Below are 16,855 nucleotides of genomic sequence, written 5' to 3'. Positions count from 1 at the left end.
CTGCGGAGCCCGAGTTCGACGACATCGAACTCAGGCTCCGCAAAAGCGCTTTCAGGCGCGCGGCGCCGACGGGCCCCAGAGTCCGTCGTTCGTCAGGCCCAGGAGGTCGATCGCGTTTCGGCGCACGATGCGGTCGACCACGTCGGCGTCCAGGTGCCCCATCTGGGACTCCCCGACCTCCTTCGACTTGGGCCAAGTCGAGTCGGAGTGCGGGTAGTCGGTCTCGTACAGGACATTCCCCACCCCGATGTCGTCGAGGTTCTTCAGCCCGAAGGCGTCGTCGAAGAAGCAGCCGTAGACGTGCTCGGCGAACAGCTCGGACGGCGGCCGGTGCACCTTGTCCGCCACGCCGCCCCAGGCCCGGTTCTCCTCCCAGACCACGTCGGCGCGTTCGAGGATGTACGGGATCCAGCCGATCTGGCCCTCGGCGTACATGATCTTGAGGTTCGGGAAGCGCTCGAACTTGCCGCTCATCAGCCAGTCGACCATCGAGAAGCAGCAGTTGGCGAAGGTGATGGTCGAACCGACCGCCGGCGGCGCATCGGCCGAGGTGGACGGCATCTTGCTGCTGGACCCGATGTGCATGGCGATGACCGTGCCGGTCTCGTTGCACGCCTCCAGGAACGGGTCCCACTCATCGGTGTGGATGGAGGGAAGCCCGAGATGCGGCGGTATCTCCGAGAAGGCGACCGCACGCACCCCGCGGGCCGCGTTCCTGCGCACCTCCTCGGCAGCGAGCCGCGCGTCCCAGAGCGGAATGAGGGTGAGCGGGATCAACCGCCCCTGGGCATCCGGCCCGCACCAGTCCTCCACCATCCAGTCGTTGTACGCGCGTACGCCGAGCAGCCCGAGTTCATGATCCTTCGCCTCGGTGAAGGTCTGCCCGCAAAAGCGCGGGAAGGTCGGGAAGCAGACGGCCGACTGGACATGGTTGACGTCCATGTCGGCGAGCCGCTCGGGCACGCTGAACGACCCCGGGCGCATCTGCTCGTACGTGATGACCTCGAGCTTGATCTCGTCACGGTCGTAGCCGACCGCCGTGTCGAGCCTGGTCAGGGGGCGGTGCAGGTCCTCGTACACCCACCAGTCGCCTATCGGCCCGTCGTCGCCCTGCTGCCCCATGACCGGGGCGAACTTGCCGCCCATGAAGGTCATTTCCTTCAGGGGCGCGCGGACGATCCGCGGGCCGATGTCGTGGTACTTCGACGGGAGCCGGTCCCGCCAGACGTTGGGGGGCTCAACCGTGTGGTCGTCCACCGAGATGATCTTCGGGAAGCTGTCCGTCGTCTCCATGGTCCTCACGGTAGCTCGCATCTGACGATCCGTCAGCTAGTCGGTCGGGAGCTCCTGCGGCGAATGGTCGCCCGAGGCGACCGAGGGCGCCCTTCAGCCACCACCGACGGCTTGCCCTTGGGTGGACCCTGTGAGAGGTATCTCCCGGAGCTGACGCATCCGGCACGGACAAGGCAAACTGGCGGGGGCAATTCCGTGCGCGCACGGCACGAAGGCAGAGCGTGACGTGCATTTACGGGCAATTGCCGTCAGTTCAACCCGTACACGTACTTCATCACGTACGTCGCCAGGGGGACAGCGATGAACGGTGTACCGCGAGTACCCGAGCAGCGACGCCCGGAAGGGCCTCCGCTGCGCTTCAGCGTGCTCGGACCGGTACGCGCCTGGCGCGGCGGCGAGCCGCTGAGCACCGGCTCGCCGCAGCAACGCGCCCTGCTCGCCGCGCTGCTCCTGCGCGACGGCCGCACCGCGACCGCGTCCGAGCTGATCGACGCGATCTGGGGCGAGGAGTCGCCGTCACAGGCGCTGGCCGCGGTGCGGACGTACGCGTCCCGGCTCCGCAAGGCCCTGGACCCGGGCGTACTCGCCAGCGAGTCCGGCGGGTACGCGATCAAGCTGCCACCCGACGCCCTCGACCTGGCGGTCGCGGAAGAACTCTGGTCCGACGCCGAGAAGGCGCGCGGCGCGGGCGACCTGTGCCAGGCCCGCTCCCTGCTCAAGAAGGCCCTCGGCCTGTGGGACGGCGAGCCGCTCGCCAACGTCCCCGGCCCGTACGCCGACAACCAGCGCACACGCCTGGAGGAGTGGCGCCTCCAACTCACCGAAGCCCGCCTGGACATGGACCTGGAGCAGGGCTGCCACGCGGAGGCGGTCTCGGAGCTGACCGCTCTGACCGCGGCCCACCCCCTGCGCGAGCGGCTCAGGGAATTGTTGATGCTGGCCCTGTACCGCAGCGGCCGCCAGGCCGAAGCCCTCGCCGTGTACGCGGACACCCGCCGCCTGCTCGCCGACGAGCTGGGGGTCGACCCCCGCCCGGGCCTGGCGGAACTCCAGCAGCGCATCCTCCAGGCGGACCCGGCCCTCGCGGAGCCGTCCGCGGCGGTGGCGGAGCCCGCCTCCACTCCCGTACGCCCTGCCCAACTCCCCGCCACAGTCCCCGACTTCACGGGCCGTGCCTCCTTCGTGGCCGAGCTGAGCGAGGTCCTGGCCGTCGCCGAGGGCAAGGTCATGGCGGTGTCGGCGCTGGCCGGGATCGGCGGCGTGGGCAAGACGACGCTGGCGGTGCACGTGGCGCATGCCGCCCGGGTGCACTTCCCGGACGGGCAGTTGTACGTGGACCTGCAGGGCGCGGGCCCTCGCCCCTCGGAGCCGGAAACGGTCCTGGGCGCGTTCCTGCGCGCACTGGGCACCGCGGACTCCTCGATCCCGGACTCCCTTGCCGAGCGCTCGGCGCTGTACCGATCGGTCCTTGACGGCCGCCGGGTGCTCGTACTCCTGGACAACGCGCGGGATGCGGCGCAGGTGAGGCATCTGCTGCCGGGCACGGAAGGGTGCGCGGCCCTGGTCACCTCCCGGGTACGGATGGTGGACCTGGTCGGCGCCCATCTCGTGGACCTGGACGTGATGTCGCCGGAGGAGGCGTTGCAGCTCTTCACCAGGATCGTGGGTGAGGAGCGGGTGGCCTCGGAGCGCGAGGCGGCGCTGGACGTGGTCGCTGCCTGCGGCTTCCTCCCGCTGGCGATCCGCATCGCGGCGTCCCGTCTCGCGGCCCGCCGCACCTGGACGGTCTCGGTCCTCGCCGCCAAGCTCGCGGACGAGCGCCGCCGGCTGGACGAGCTGCAGGCGGGCGACCTCGCGGTCAAGGCCACCTTCGAGCTGGGCTACGGGCAGTTGGAGCCGGCACAGGCTCGCGCCTTCCGCCTGCTGGGGCTGGCCGACGGCCCGGACATCTCCCTGGCTGCGGCTGCCGCTGTCCTCGACCTCTCGCTCTCGGAGACCGAGGACCTCCTGGAGGCGCTGGTCGACACCTCGCTCGTCGAATCGGCCGCGCCGGGACGTTACCGCTACCACGATCTCGTACGGCTCTACGCGCGTGCGTGCGCCGAGCGCGACGAGCAGCCACCGGCCGAGCGCGACGCCGCGCTGTCGCGTTTGCTGGACTTCTACTTGGCCTCGGCGGCCCGCGTCTACGCGATGGAACGCCCCGGCGACCGGCTGGTCGACCACCTCGCGTTGACCGCATACGCGGGCCTCGATTTCGCGAACGGCGGGGAGGCGCTGGACTGGCTGTACCGGGAGGCGGACTGCCTGCTGGCATGCGTACGCCAGTCCGCGGACGTGGGTGCCGATCCGGATCGGCTGCGGCGGGCGGTGGATCTGCTGTGGGCGGCGAAGGACCTGGCGGAGTCCGGGGCCAACTCCCACCGGTACGAGACGACTGCGGTCGCGGTGCGGGATGCTGCTCGGGCTGCGGGGGATGCTTGGGCTGAGGGGCGGGCTCGGACCACTCTGACGAATGTGCTGTTGGTGTCGGGGTGGATCGAGGCTGCGGAGGAAGAGGCCAGCCAGGCGATGCGACTCGCGGAGTTGGTGGGCGACACTGCGGCCATCTGTTGGGTGGCCAACGATCGCGGGATCATCTCGCTGCATCAGAGTCGCTACTCGGACGGGGAGCTGTTCTTCAAGAAGTCGTTGGAGAGCTCACGCTCTGCGGGCAACCGATCCAGCGAGGCGACCGCGCTGTGCAACCTGTCGCGAGCCCACCTGAGCCTTGACCGCACCGCGACCGCAGTGGAGACGGCACAGCAGGGCATCACGATCTACGACGAGATCGGCTCGGCCCTGCGCTCTGCGAACGGTCGCTACGCGCTGGGGTTGGCCCTGATTCGGGCCAACCGGCTGAATGAGGCACTGGCCCAACTTACGGACGCTCTCACCATATTTGCCACGCACCGTCAGCGCCTCTGGGAGGGGACCACTCACTTCCGGATCGCCCAGGTGCACCTCGCTGCCCGTCGGCACCCACAGGCTGCTCAGCACGCCGAACAGGCTCTGGCCCTGCGCTGCATCGGCGGGGACCGGATGCGCGGGAACGTACTGGTTCTGCTGGGTCGTTCACTGTTGGGGATCGGCCAGGTGGACCGGGCGAAGGCCTGCTGGCAGGACGCACTAGGGCTGTTCGAGCAGTGCGGCGTGCAGGAAGCCGAAGAAGTACGCGGCCTGCTGTCACCTGCGGCTGCGGCCTAGAACCCGTCCCGCCTTGGACACCTCCGCACATCTGTAAGGCAATCGACGGGAACCACCCACGGGATGGCTCCGTCTCTCTGCGCGGACGTTCATCGTTCGTTTATCGCCGACCGGCAAGCTCTTCCTTGTCGAACCGTCGCGTCGGGGGGCAGACGGTCTGGCGAGGAGCCCAACCGCTAGGGTGTACGGCTCCTGAACGCCCGTCCGGCAGCCCACGGGGGAGCTGCTGGACGGGCGTTCCGATCCATCGTCACCGACACAGGTCATACAACAGGGGAGCTCAAGCCATGACCGAGCAGAAGAAGCCCAAGGCCGAAGACATCACCACGCAGGACAACCACATGCCCAGCGAGCCGGCCGACAAGACGGTTTACAAGCCGCAGGACAACCACATGCCCAGCGAGCCCAAGGCCGCGGACATCACCACGATGGACAACCACATGCCGGCCCCGCCGGCCAAGTAGACCTTCCTGTACGGGGATCGGCCGCGGCGGCGCGGAGGGGGAGCCGCCGCGGCCGATGCATGTCCGGTCGAGTTCGTGTCAACCGATGTCGGGTATCACTCAAAGAGTTCGAACATTCGCACCCACTTGCCGCTAGCGTCGCTCGGCGTTGGACGTCTGCCCCGCACTAGGAGTTGGAATGACCCGCGCCAAGAAGATCCTCGTCACCTGTGCCGTTGTTGCCGCCGCTGCGGCTGGGGCTGCGACCCCGGCGTCCGCCGACAACCACCTGCCGATGCCCCCGCTCGACAACAGCTCGCCGCTGTCGCCGCTGGACAACCACCTGCCGGTCAGCCCGAACGACCAGCACGCCGGCTGATCACGACCTCGACGCGGCGGTCCGATGTCAGGACCAGGCCCACCGTCTTGCCCGTCACCGTGCGGCCTCAGCCCCTGTCCGCCCCGACGCCTGCCGCCAGGTCGGCCTCGGCGCCCGGGCCGCGCTCCAACAGCCGAGCCCACGAACTCGCGGCGCCCGCTCCCGCCCAATCGCCTGCGCGACGTACGCGCCGAAGCCTGCGCCCGACCTCCGGCCGCACTCCCGGCGTGCCCCGCCGAGGTAGGGGCAACTGATCAACTGCCTGATTGCGTGGCTGGTGGGGGTGGGTGGTTGCGCGGACCTCCGTCTGTTTCGTCGCGGAGTGCGGGTGCTCGGTGGCTGGCTTTCCCCAATTGCTGTCAGTACGGGGCCCAGGGGGAGAAGTCCCGGCAACGGAAGAGGCGGGCGAAGAGCAAAGACAAAGACCGCAGCGAGGGGAGGGGACGGAGGGGGAGGCGCGGGCTCGGGGCGGGGAAGTGCGGGCCCGGCGGGGGAAGGTGCGGGCTCGGGACGGGGAAGTGCGGGCCCGGCGGGGGAAGGTGCGGGCTCGGGACGGGGAAGTGCGGGCCCGGCGGGGGAAGGTGCGGGCTCGGGACGGGGAAGTGCGGGCCCGGCGGGGGAAGCGCTGGCCCGGGGCTGGGAGTGCGAGCCCGGGAGGGGGAGACGCGAGCCCGGTGGGGGGATGCGGGCTCGGGACGGGGAAGTGCGGGCCCGGGGCTGGGAGTGCGAGCTCAAGAGGGGGATGCGGGCCCGGGACGGGGAAGTGCAGGCCCGACGGGGGAAGCGCGGGCCCGGGGCTGGGAGTGTGAGCTCGGGAGGGGGAGACGCGAGCCCGGGACCGGGAGGCTGGGGCTGGCCGTGCGGAAGGTGGCGTCGGGGTGCCCGGTTTGCCCGTTAGGTGAGCCTCTTTCCCGCTACGAGGCGGCGGAGGGCGGGGTCTGGAGGCTTAGTGGGGGGAATGGGGCCCGAGAGTGCCCCTTTTGTGGTGGTTCTGTTGCCCGTTTTCCCCCACTAGGCCCCCCGCTCGCCCTCCGAGCCCCCGCTCGCCCTCCGAACCCCCGCCCACCCCCAAGCCCTCGCCCGCCCCCAAGCCCAACCTTCGCCCGCTCCCTCCGAGCCCTCGCCCACCCCCTTCCCTCGCCCGCCCTCCGAGCCTTCGCCCACCCCCTCCATCCCCTTCTCTCGCTGCGGTCTTTGTCTTTCGTCTTTGCCCTGCCCCCACCTCTTCCGTTGCCGGGACTTCTCCCCCTGGGCCCCGTACTGACATCAGTTGGGGAAAGCCAGCCACCGAACACCCGCAGCCGACAACGAAAGAGACGGAGGTCCGCGCAACCACCCACCCACCCCAGCCACGCAATCAGGCAGTTGAGCAGTTACCTCAAGGCCTCAAAGCCCAGAAGCCGCCCCGCCACCGCCCAGCTGAAACCACACCGCCTTCCCCGACCCCGCCCCATGCCGGCACACCCCCCACTCCGTGGCGCAGGCCCCGATGAGATGGAGGCCTCGCCCGCCCTCCTCGTCCGGCGGGGCCGCCCTCTGGACCGGGAACCCCGGGGCGGCGTCCCGTACGAGGACGTGGAGGCTGCCCGGCGCGGCCCACTGGGCGTGCAGCGCGACCGGGGCGTCGCAGCGACCGCCCTGGCAGGCGATCACCGCGTTCGTGACGACCTCTGAGGTCAACAGGGCGGCGGTGTCGTCCAGTTCGCCTATCCCCGAGTGGTGCGCCGCCGCCCGTACCGCCTCCCTCGCGACGCGGACCCAGGCAGGGTCGGGCGGGAAGACGAGCGAGAACTCGCTGCTGCGGTAGGACACGGTGGGCCTCCTTGCGTCACCGGGTGCCCGGCCGGGCGGTTCGGGGGTGGCTTTGTCGAGCCTGGGCAGGCCTCGGTGCGCTTCCGTCCCGGGTTGCCGGTTGGGCGGTACGTCTTCGACGCTAGGGATAGAGGGTTTAGCAAAGCAACCGGTTCGACGACATTGCCCTCGATCGAGTGGACCAACTCCCCCATCAACAGGCAGACTTCGCGTGTCCTGGAGGGAGTCACACATGGGCCTTCGCACCAACCCAACGCAGCGGCAACGCCGTTTGGGGCAAGAGCTACGCAAACTCCGCGATGCGAGTGGGCTGTCGGCAGGGGAAGCGGGCGCCGCAGTCGGACTGGGCGGCCCACATCTTGGCCACATCGAGCGAGCTCGAACAGCCATCCCAGAGGGAAAGTTGCGAACCCTCGCCGCGAAATATGGTTGCCAAGACAAGCCCTATATCGAGGCCTTGGTCGCCATGGGCAACGCATCAGGGCGGGGCTGGTGGCACGAGTACCGGAAGGTGATGGACTCGCGCGCCCTGGATCTGGCCGAGCTGGAGGACTCCGCCCTGGCTCACCGCACCTTCCAGTGGCTGTACATCCCAGGGCTCTTGCAGACCGAGGAATACACGCGGGCGCTCTTTCAGGCGCCGACCGCCGAATCAGACCTGAAGGCCTTCGAGCGTCAGGTCGAGTTCCGCCTTCGGCGCCAGCGAGTGCTGACGAGCAGCAACCCACCCATGCTGCACGCCGTGATTCACGAGGCCGCCCTGCACATGGGGTTCGTGGAAGCTGCGATCATGCGCCGCCAACTTGAGCATCTACTCGTCGCGGCCGAACTGCCCAACGTACGAATCCAGTTCCTGCCGTTCAAAGCCAAGGCCAATCCCGAGGTGAGGGGCGTGCCGTTCAGCATTTTCGAGGCTTCGGTCCCCCAGCTGAACACGGTCTACGTGGAGCATCCGGTGTCGTCCCTCTGCCTGGGGGACACAGCGCACCTGGCCGAGTACGCGCGGACCTTCGAGAACCTCAGCTCCGCCGCGCTGCCTCCACTTGACCCCGAGCCCGCACACGTGTCCTATACAGAGGCGGACTCGCTCAGGCTCGTCCAGCACATGCTCTATGTCCTGTGATGGGGGTATCGATGACAGCACTCGTCTGGCAGAAGTCGAGCTTCAGCAGCGGAGACGTGAACTCCGACTGCGTGGAACTGGCCACCGCCCAGGACGGCCACATCCTCTGCCGAGAGAGCGACACCCCCCAAGCCGTACTGCGCACAGCGCCCACCGCCTGGGCCGCCCTGATCCAAGCCCTACAACAGTGACAGCGACAACGGACACCTGGTCCCCCCAAACCCCCGGCGTCCTACGCCTCCCCTCCGGCAGGCTGATCCGAGGCAGAGGCCTGCGCCATCCCCTGCCCGAGGGACCCGAGGCGCAGGCCCCGACCCACGCCCTCTACCTCCTGGGCAAGCAACCCCCGCTCACCCCTTGGCCCCAAACCTGGCTCCCCTGGCCCGACTTCCGCCTCCCCCGCGACCGCGACCAGGCGAGGGCCCTGCTCACCGAGATGTGGGAGCGGGCCCCCGGCGAACGCGTCGAGGTGGCCTGCGCGGGCGGGCGGGGGCGGACCGGGACCGCGCTCGCGTGCATCGCCGTGCTCGACGGGGTGCCGGCCGAAGAGGCCGTGGCGTACGTACGGGAGAACTACGACCCGCGCGCCGTCGAGACGCCCTGGCAGCGGCGGTACGTGCAGCGCTTCCCGGGATAACGGGACAACGGATAACGGATAACGGATAAGGGCCTCAGGCCAAGGGGTCGGGGTCAAGCTCGATGACCTCCGCGGGTCCCGCCCGGAACGCCGGGCTTGCCGCGTCGGCCTCGATCATGTGCGGGGTCGCGTCGTGCGCGGCGAGCGCGGCTCGCGACGACCAGCGCTCGATGAGGACGAAGCGGTCGGGATCGCCCGCGACCTGGTGCAGGTCGTATTGGAGGCAGCCGTCCTCGGCCCGTACGAGAGGGGCCAGGCGCTTGTACGCAGCGATCTGGTCGCCTCCGCGCCCCGGCAGAGCGGTTATCTGGATGACGAGTTGCACGGGCTGCTGTGAAAGCTGTGACATGCGCTGGAGGCTATCCAGCGCATCCCGTACACAGCATCGCAATTACTGCTGCGGCGGCCGCTGCCAAGCAGGAGGCTGAGCCTCCGCCGAGGGAGAGGCAGGCGGCGACGGCATCCCGTCCAGCGTGGGCGGGCCGTCGTACGCAGGAGGAGGCGGCGCGACATCAGGCTCCGGCGGCTGATACTGCTCCGGCTCCGGCGCCTGATACTGCTCCGGCTCGCCAGAGGCCTGCGCACGCACCCGCTTGCGGCGCCCCGCCATCAACAGGGCCGCGAGCAGCAGGACCGCCCCGCCCACGAAGGCGTTCGCGGCGCCCACGTCCACGCCGCGGCCGTCGCCGTCGACCGTCAGGGAGCCCTGCGCCTGTCCGAGCCGCACCATCCACAGGATGGTGAAGCCCAGTACGACGACGCCCGCCAGGGCGATCAGCAGGCGCGAGCGCAGCAGGATCCCCGCCAGCGTGACCACCGCCGCGAAGAGGAACGGCAGGAAGAGGGAGGCGAAGAGCTGAGCCTTGGCGTCCGTGACTCCGGCGCGGGAGAAGAGTTCGTCCAAGCGGTAATCACGCCCGTGACGGCCGTCGTACCAGGCACGGAAGGGGCTCCAGACGGCGGCCGTCGCTCCGGCGAGAGCGAGGAGCGACCCGATGACGTTGCGGACCTTGCTGACTCCGTCGCGCATCATTCGCGGTGACCTCCTTGGGACCGGCAACGTTCAGCGCCGGACCTCGTCGAGCTCTCGATCACGACGCTACGCCGGGTCCGGGAGCCTCGCCATGCGGCAGGCGCTGCGCCCCGGCCACACTGGGCCCATGCAGATCGAGCGGCTACGCGCCTGGTGGGCGCACCGGCAGGGCCTGGACGGCACCCTCCAGGGCGCCGACTGCGCCGACGTACTCGCCCGTACCGGCTGGGCCCGCTCCGTCGGCGGGTCCGCGCCCTATCTCGGGCTGCGCGCCCGCTGCGGGGCCGGCCGGGAGGAGGTCGACGCGGCCGTCGCGGCGCTCGTGATTCATGAGCTGCCCAGTGCCCGCGGGTGTACGTACGTGCTGCCGGCCCAGGACTTCGCCCTCGGGCTCACGGTCGGGGCGGGCGTCCCCGAGGCCGAGCTGCGCAGCGCCGAGAAGCACCTCGGCGTGACCCGGGACGAAGTCGACGAGCTCTGCGCGGCGGTCACCGGCGCGCTCGGCGACAGCGACGTACCGCTCGATCCGCGGAAGATCAAGGCAACGACGGGAGACGCCGTACGCAGCCTGGGCGAGGCGGGCAAGAAGCGGGGCCTGAGCAGCACCCTGCCGCTCGCGCTGGGACTGCTCCAGGCCCGCGGGGCCATCCGCCGCGTACCGGTGGACGGGCGGCTCGATCAGCAGCGGTACGGGTATGTCCGGTGGGGCCTCGACAGCGAAGACACCAGCAAGATCGAAGACACCGGCAAGCTCACGCCGGAGAGCGCGCGGGCCGAGCTCGCGCGGCGGTACTTCGCCTGGGCGGGGCCCGCCTCGATGGCGCACTTCCGGTGGTTCTCCGGGGTCACGGCGGCCGCGGCCAAGGCGGCGACGGCCGGGCTCGACCTCGTCGACGTAGGAGACGGGCTGTTGCTCCCGGCGGCGCTGCAGGACGACTTCGCCGCGTACCGGACGCCGAAGAAGCCGTCGTACGCGCTGGTCGCCGGGATCGACGGGATGCATCTGCTGCACCGGGACTTCGCGAGCAGGCTCCTCGACCCCGCCGATGCGGCCCGTATCGCCCCCGACACAAAGGGCCGCAAGACGCTCGGCCAACTCGCCGACTCCCCCTCGCACATGATCGTGGACCGGGGCCGGCTCGTCGGACTGTGGGAGTACGACGTGGACGCGGGGGAGATTGTGTGGGAGGCCTGGGTGACGCCGGACGCGGCCCTCAGGAAGGCCGTCACGACGACCGAGGCGTTCGTACGCGACGAGTTGGGCGACGCACGCAGCTTCAGCCTCGATTCGCCGAGTAGCAGGTCGCCGCGCATCGCCGAGCTGCGGGCGCGGGCCCAGTAGCGAGAACCCGCGAGATCCCTTGGGATCCCTTTAATCTCCGGTTATTTCCGGGCCCCGCCCCGCTGCTAAGGTGACGCGCGCCTGACACTTCAGGCCCTTCAACAACACCTAGAACCCACACCACAAGCCAGCAACATCGGGGGTCTCACATGAAGATGCGCCATGTCCGGTACATAGCCGTGGTCGCCACGGTCGTCGTCGCCCTGACCGGCGCCCGCCGTGGCCACGGCGGCGGCTGCGACGACGACAACGGCTCCAGCTCCAGCTCGTCCAGCGGTGGCTTCACCTCCGGCGGCAGCAGCAGCTCCAGCGGCGGCAGCGACGACGACTACGAGGTCTCGACCGGCGGCTACAGCTCGGGCACCTCGGGCAGCAGCGCCGACGGCACGAAGACCGAGGGCGAGTCGGACGTCAAGATCACCGCCTGTGAGGTCAGCAGCACCAGTGAGACCTTCGGCGAGGTCAAGTTCAAGTACGAGATCACCAACGGCAACTCGGTCAAGGAAGCCGACTACTCCGGCACCTTCGAGTTCAAGGAGACCGCCGGCACGGCGACCAGCATGGGCCTGTTCACGCAGAGCGACGTGGCGGCCGGCGCGAAGGTCACCGGCGAGGTCACCGGCATGGTCTCCGACGACAACATGTCCGCGCTGTCGGGCCAGTGCACGGTCAAGTCGGTCAGCAAGCTGGACTTCTGAGCCGCGGGCTCACCAACCAGCAGTCATCAACCGTGAACCAGTCATAAATCGTGAACCTACGGGGGTTCTGCACGTGAAGCTTCGCCATGTCCGCTCCATCGCCGTCGCGGCCGCGGTCGTCGTCGTCCTGACCGGTGCCCGCCGTGGCGGCGACGGCGGCGGCTGCGACGACGACCACGACAGTTCGGGCAGCTCCAGCTCGTCGAGCGGCGGCTTCGGAGTCGGCGGCAGCAGCGGGAGCAGCGGCGGCCACGACGACGACGTCACCTCCGGGTCCACGTCCTCCGGCACCTCGACCTCGGGCAACACCGCCGCCCCCACTGCTGGGGCGATCTCCGAGGGCAAGGAGGACTTCTGGCTGGACCGCTGCCAGATCAGGCGGGACTCCGCGACCCAGGGCGACGTCAAGTTCACGTACCGCATCACCAACAACAACAAGACGCAGTCCGCCAGTTACGCGGGCAGCCTCGACTTCATCCGCAAGTGGGACAAGAAGGTCCTGGGCACCACCACGTACTCGGTACCTGACGTGGGGCCGGGTGAGGTCAAGGAGGGCGTCCTGCACGCGACGGTCCGGAGCGTGGACGGCGACATGGAGACGCTCGTCGGCAAGTGCACCATCCCGTCCGTCTACAAGACGAACAGCTGACGGCAGCCGATGACGACCGTCAGCTGACAGTTGTCTTCGACGGCCGTCAGGTCACCGCACCCGGTAACCGCCACCCCGCCCGCCGAACAGCCCCGCCTGCTGCTCCGGCGGCAGATTGCCGAGCGTGATGAGATGCGGCGCGTGCGCCAGTGCCTGCGCGCGCGCCGCCTCTTTCGTCGCCCACAGGGCCCGTACGGTGCCCTGCACGGCCTCGGCCGGATAACCGGCGATGGTCCGGGCACAGGCGAGCGCGGCCTCCAACTCCTGCCCGCTGTCAGCGAGTTCGCTCACCAACCCCGTCTCGTACGCGCGCCGCGCCGAGATCCGCTCGGCGGTCCCCATCAGCGACATCCGCGCGACTTCGCCGAACGGCATGCGCTGCGCCATGTAGATCGCCTCGTACGCGCTGACCATCCCGTACGTCGTGTGCGGATCGAAGAACTCGGCGTGCTCGGCGGCGACGATGAACTCCGCCTCGCCCAGGAGATAGAAGGCCCCGCCGCACGCCATGCCGTTGACGGCGGCGATCACCGGTTTCCAGAGGTCGTTCGCCTTGGGGCCGATCGCGATGAGCGGGTCGTCGATCGAGTACGGGCCGGACGGCTGCGGTACGTCGACGGAGCGGTCGATGCCCGTGCAGAAGGCCTTGTCGCCCGCCCCCGTGACGACGATGGCCCGCACGGAGTCGTCGAAGCGGAACTGCCGCCAGGTGGCGGTGAGTTCGGCGGCCGTGTCCAGGTCGATGGCGTTGTACTTCGCCGGACGGTCGAGGGTGACGACGGCGACGCCGGTCTCCTTGTCCGTCTCCACACGCAGGCCGCTCGCGGAGGACATGCGCCTCACCTGTCCAGGATCCAGCGCGGCACGGCGATCCCGTCGACCTCGGTGAAGGCCACCTGGACGCGGGCGCCGATGCGCAGGCGGTCCTTCGGCAGGGAGTTGAGCGGGGCGTCCGGCTCGGTGACGAGGTTGCCGACCAGGCGGATGCGGGGCGCGTCGGCGAGTTCGACGACGATCGCGTTGTAGCCGGGCTGGTCGGCGTAGGCGGGCAGCAGGGGCGGGTGCGGGATGACGTACGACCAGACGCGTCCCTTGCCGCTCATCCGGCGCCACTCGCTGTCGAAGGACTGGCAGTGCGGGCAGCAGGGGCGGGGCGGGAAGCGCAGCTCGGCGCAGGCCTCGTTGGCGCAGGCCTGGATGCGGAGCTCGCCCTGGGCGGCGTACTCCCAGAAGGGGGCGCCGTCCTCGTCGGCGACGGGCGAAAGAAGCTCATTCGTCATCGGATCTCTCAACTCCTCAGCAGGAAGGCCGAAGTGGGGACACCTTCACCGGCGGTGACCAGGCAGGTGGCGGCATCGGGAACCTGTGCCGTGCTGGTGCCGCGCAGCTGCTTCACGCCCTCGTTGATGAGGTTGAAGCCATGGACGTACGCCTCCGAGAGACCCCCGCCGCCGGTGTTGATCGGCAGCGTCCCGCCGATCTCCAGCGCCCCGCCCTCGGTGAAGGCGCCGCCCTCGCCGCGGCCGCAGAAGCCGTAGCCCTCCAGGGAGAGGGGGATCAGCGGGGTGAAGGCGTCGTAGATCTGGGCGACGTCGACGTCCTGGGGGCCGAAGTCGGCCTGCTTCCACAGGTGTCGGGCCGCCGTCCAGGCGGGGCCGGTGAGCGGGTCGTCGTTCCAGTAGTTGACCATGCCGTGGTGCTGGGCGGGCAGGCCCTGGGCGACGGAGTGGACGTACACGGGCTTCTGCCGGCAGTCGCGTGCGCGCTCGGCGGAGACGATGACGCACGCCAACGCGCCATCGGTCTCGAGGCAGTTGTCGAAGAGGCACAGCGGCTCGCTGATCATGCGCGCGGTCATGTACATCTCGCGCGTGAGTGGGCGTTCGTACATCATCGCGGCCGGGTTCTGGTTGGCCCGGTTGCGGCAGGCGAGGGCGACGTTGAAGAGATGGTCGCGGGTAGCGCCGTACTCGTGCATGTAGCGGCGCGCGAGCATCGCGATCTCGTCGGCGGGGCGGAGCAGGCCGTAGGGCCTGGTCCACTGCGCGGGGGTGGGGAGTTGGACCGTGGTGTTCTTCCAGGGGCGGGGCCCGCTGCCCCGCTTGCGCGACCGCCAGGCGATACCGACGTTCGCCTGCCCGGTGGCGATGGCGGAGGCGAGATGGCCGACGGTGGCGCAGGAGCCGCCGCCGCCGTACCCGATCTTGCTGAAGAAGGTGACGTCGCCGGCCCCGATGGCCTTCGCCACCTCCACCTCGTCGGTCTCCTCCATCGTGTAGGACGCGAAGGCGTCCACCTCGGAGGGAGCGATTCCGGCGTCCTCCAGCGCGGCGAGGATGGCCCGGCAGGCCAAGGTCTTCTCGCCCTCCGGAAGTTGTTTGGCGAAGGGGGTCTGACCTATCCCGACTATCGCTGTAGCGTCCTTGAGAGTCGCCGCCGCCATCGCCACCTCCGCGATCAACTTGCCCTGCCTCACTACTGACAGCGGGGAACGCTACAGCTAATCTGACGGATAGTCAGCTACTGCGGTGGAAGGGCTTGCGATGCGCACAGACGTGGAGTGGGGCAGCATTCCCCAGCTGGTGCGGACCGCCGGTGAGCGGTTCGGTGACCGGGAGGCCGTCGTCGACGGCCGGACCCGGATCTCCTACACCGAGCTGGCGGAGCGCGTGGAGCGGGCGGCGGCCGCCTGTATGGCGAGCGGCGTGGAGAGCGGCGACCGCGTCGCCGTCTGGGCGCCGAACACCCTCGACTGGATCGTCTCGGCCCTCGGCGCGGTCTCGGCCGGCGCCGTGCTCGTCCCGCTCAACACCCGTTTCAAGGGCTCGGAGGCGGCGTACGTCCTGTCCCGCTCCCGCGCCAAGCTCCTGTTCATCACGGGCACGTTCCTCGGCACGTCGTACGTCGCCTCCTTGCGCCGCGCGACGGCGGAGGGCTCCGGCACGGGCCCGCTGCCCGCCCTTCCCCACCTGGAGCAGGTGGTGGTCCTCGCGGACGACGCCCCTGAGAACTTCCGTACCTGGAAGGACTTCCTGGCGGGCGGCGAGGGCGTGAGCGGCGAGACGGTCCGCGAGCGCTCGGCGGCGATCGAGCCGTCCTCGCCCTCGGACATCGTCTTCACGTCGGGCACGACGGGGCGGCCCAAGGGCGCGGTCATCACGCATGAACAGACGCTGCGCGGCTATGCCATCTGGAGCGATCTGGCGGGCCTGCGCGAGGGCGACCGCTACCTGATCGTGAACCCGTTCTTCCACACCTTCGGCTACAAGGCGGGCATCATCGCCTGCCTGATGCGCGGGGCCACGATGGTCCCGCAGCCCGTCTTCAACGTGGACACGGCCCTGGCGAACATCGCCGCCGAACGCATCTCGGTACTCCCCGGCCCGCCCACCCTGCACCAGTCGCTCCTCGACCATCCGGCCCGCGACAAGCACGACTTGTCGGCGCTGCGGCTCGTGGTGACGGGCGCGGCGGTCGTCCCGCTCCAGTTGGTCGAGCGGCTCCGCTCCGAGCTCGGCATCGCCACCGTCCTTACGGCGTACGGGCTTTCGGAGGCGAGCGGCATCGTCACGATGTGCCGGCGGGGCGACGAGGCATCGGTCATCGCGTCCACGTCCGGCCGCGCGATCCCGGACACGGAGGTGCGGATCGTCGCGTCGACCGGGGCCGTGCAGGCGCCCGGGGCCCCCGGTGAGGTTCTGGTGCGCGGGTTCAACGTCATGCAGGGGTACTTCGAGGATCCCCAGGAGACGAAGAAGGCGATCACGCCTGACGGGTGGTTGCGGACGGGGGACGTCGGCGTTCTGGACGCCGCCGGGAACCTCCGGATCACGGACCGCATCAAGGACATGTTCATCGTGGGTGGCTTCAACGCGTACCCGGCAGAGATAGAGCAACTCCTGGGCCTGCACCCGGATGTGGCCGATGTCGCGGTGATCGGGGTCCCGGACTCCCGGCTCGGCGAGGTGGGCAAGGCGTACGCCGTCCGGCGTCCCGGTTCGACGCTCACGTCGGACGACCTGATCGCGTGGTCCCGCCGGGAGATGGCCAATTACAAGGTGCCGCGTGAGGTGGAGTTCTTGGCGGAGTTGCCGCGGAACGCGAGCGGGAAGGTGCTGAAGACCGCGCTGCGGGTTCGGGGCTGATTTTTTCCCCTCCCCGCCCCTTCCCGAAAGTCCTGCGGGCGGCCTCAAAGATGTC

General features: G+C 69.7%; 17 protein-coding genes. 10 read left to right on the top strand and 7 right to left on the bottom strand.

Features of this window, described 5'->3' with window-relative positions:
- Positions 1–51 precede the first annotated feature (51 nt).
- Positions 52–1,293, bottom strand: coding sequence for an amidohydrolase family protein (locus tag OG430_RS28200; RefSeq protein WP_327355415.1), 1,242 nt, complete (start codon positions 1,291–1,293; stop codon positions 52–54).
- Between the two features lie 300 nt (positions 1,294–1,593).
- Here OG430_RS28200 and OG430_RS28195 point away from each other — a divergent pair, with 300 nt between their 5' ends.
- From OG430_RS28195 to OG430_RS28185, 3 genes are all read left to right on the top strand, one after another.
- Entirely contained in the window at positions 1,594–4,539 is a 2,946-nt protein-coding gene (locus OG430_RS28195; RefSeq protein WP_327355414.1) for an AfsR/SARP family transcriptional regulator, read from the top strand.
- A gap of 287 nt (positions 4,540–4,826) precedes the next feature.
- Positions 4,827–5,003, top strand: coding sequence for a hypothetical protein (locus tag OG430_RS28190; protein WP_327355413.1), 177 nt, complete (start codon positions 4,827–4,829; stop codon positions 5,001–5,003).
- Positions 5,004–5,181: 178 nt separating this feature from the next.
- Positions 5,182–5,361 (top strand): hypothetical protein, encoded by a 180-nt coding sequence (locus OG430_RS28185; RefSeq protein ID WP_327355412.1) that lies wholly within the window; start codon positions 5,182–5,184, stop codon positions 5,359–5,361.
- 1,386 nt (positions 5,362–6,747) lie between these two features.
- Here the strand turns inward: OG430_RS28185 and OG430_RS28180 are convergent.
- Positions 6,748–7,173, bottom strand: coding sequence for an ATP-binding protein (locus OG430_RS28180; RefSeq protein ID WP_327355411.1), 426 nt, complete (start codon positions 7,171–7,173; stop codon positions 6,748–6,750).
- 232 nt (positions 7,174–7,405) lie between these two features.
- Between OG430_RS28180 and OG430_RS28175 the strand changes: the two genes are divergently transcribed.
- The 3 genes from OG430_RS28175 to OG430_RS28165 are packed head-to-tail and all read left to right on the top strand — an operon-like array spanning position 7,406 to position 8,933.
- A complete protein-coding gene (locus tag OG430_RS28175) occupies positions 7,406–8,296 on the top strand; it encodes a helix-turn-helix domain-containing protein (protein WP_327355410.1) in 891 nt (296 codons plus the stop codon).
- Positions 8,297–8,307: 11 nt separating this feature from the next.
- Complete coding sequence (locus OG430_RS28170; RefSeq protein ID WP_327355409.1) at positions 8,308–8,487, top strand: DUF397 domain-containing protein; 180 nt, start codon at positions 8,308–8,310, stop codon at positions 8,485–8,487.
- The gene (locus OG430_RS28165) at positions 8,484–8,933 is read left to right on the top strand and encodes a protein-tyrosine phosphatase family protein (protein ID WP_327355408.1); all 450 of its coding nucleotides are present in this window, start codon (positions 8,484–8,486) and stop codon (positions 8,931–8,933) included. Before OG430_RS28170 ends, OG430_RS28165 begins: the two co-directional genes overlap by 4 nt.
- A 34-nt stretch (positions 8,934–8,967) precedes the next feature.
- Here OG430_RS28165 and OG430_RS28160 read toward each other — a convergent pair whose 3' ends face one another.
- A complete protein-coding gene (locus tag OG430_RS28160; protein ID WP_327355407.1) occupies positions 8,968–9,282 on the bottom strand; it encodes a putative quinol monooxygenase in 315 nt (104 codons plus the stop codon).
- Positions 9,283–9,324: 42 nt separating this feature from the next.
- Positions 9,325–9,966, bottom strand: a complete 642-nt coding sequence (locus OG430_RS28155) for a hypothetical protein (protein ID WP_327355406.1) — start codon at positions 9,964–9,966, stop codon at positions 9,325–9,327.
- Positions 9,967–10,093: 127 nt separating this feature from the next.
- Between OG430_RS28155 and OG430_RS28150 the strand changes: the two genes are divergently transcribed.
- From OG430_RS28150 to OG430_RS28140, 3 genes are all read left to right on the top strand, one after another.
- Entirely contained in the window at positions 10,094–11,308 is a 1,215-nt protein-coding gene (locus OG430_RS28150) for a DNA glycosylase AlkZ-like family protein (protein ID WP_327355405.1), read from the top strand.
- A gap of 149 nt (positions 11,309–11,457) precedes the next feature.
- Complete coding sequence (locus OG430_RS28145) at positions 11,458–12,006, top strand: hypothetical protein (protein WP_327355404.1); 549 nt, start codon at positions 11,458–11,460, stop codon at positions 12,004–12,006.
- Positions 12,007–12,079: 73 nt separating this feature from the next.
- Positions 12,080–12,655, top strand: a complete 576-nt coding sequence (locus OG430_RS28140) for a hypothetical protein (RefSeq protein WP_327355402.1) — start codon at positions 12,080–12,082, stop codon at positions 12,653–12,655.
- Between the two features lie 51 nt (positions 12,656–12,706).
- Here the strand turns inward: OG430_RS28140 and OG430_RS28135 are convergent, their stop codons facing one another.
- Genes OG430_RS28135 through OG430_RS28125 form a run of 3 tightly spaced genes read right to left on the bottom strand, consistent with a single transcriptional unit; the run spans position 12,707 to position 15,098 of the window.
- On the bottom strand, positions 12,707–13,489 hold the full coding sequence (locus OG430_RS28135) for an enoyl-CoA hydratase/isomerase family protein (protein ID WP_327355401.1): 783 nt from the start codon (positions 13,487–13,489) through the stop codon (positions 12,707–12,709).
- A 5-nt stretch (positions 13,490–13,494) separates the two neighbouring features.
- On the bottom strand, positions 13,495–13,935 hold the full coding sequence (locus tag OG430_RS28130; RefSeq protein ID WP_327355400.1) for a Zn-ribbon domain-containing OB-fold protein: 441 nt from the start codon (positions 13,933–13,935) through the stop codon (positions 13,495–13,497).
- 8 nt (positions 13,936–13,943) lie between these two features.
- Positions 13,944–15,098: a lipid-transfer protein gene (locus tag OG430_RS28125; RefSeq protein WP_327359250.1), complete on the bottom strand. Its 1,155-nt coding sequence runs from the start codon at positions 15,096–15,098 to the stop codon at positions 13,944–13,946.
- 100 nt (positions 15,099–15,198) lie between these two features.
- Here OG430_RS28125 and OG430_RS28120 point away from each other — a divergent pair, with 100 nt between their 5' ends.
- Positions 15,199–16,800 (top strand): FadD3 family acyl-CoA ligase, encoded by a 1,602-nt coding sequence (locus OG430_RS28120; protein ID WP_327355399.1) that lies wholly within the window; start codon positions 15,199–15,201, stop codon positions 16,798–16,800.
- Positions 16,801–16,855: the final 55 nt, after the last annotated feature.

The sequence above is a fragment of the Streptomyces sp. NBC_01304 genome, assembly GCF_035975855.1.
Taxonomy (GTDB): Bacteria; Actinomycetota; Actinomycetes; order Streptomycetales; family Streptomycetaceae; genus Streptomyces.
Note: the sequence above shows the minus strand (reverse complement) of the source record. Positions and strands in the feature narration are given on the sequence as shown.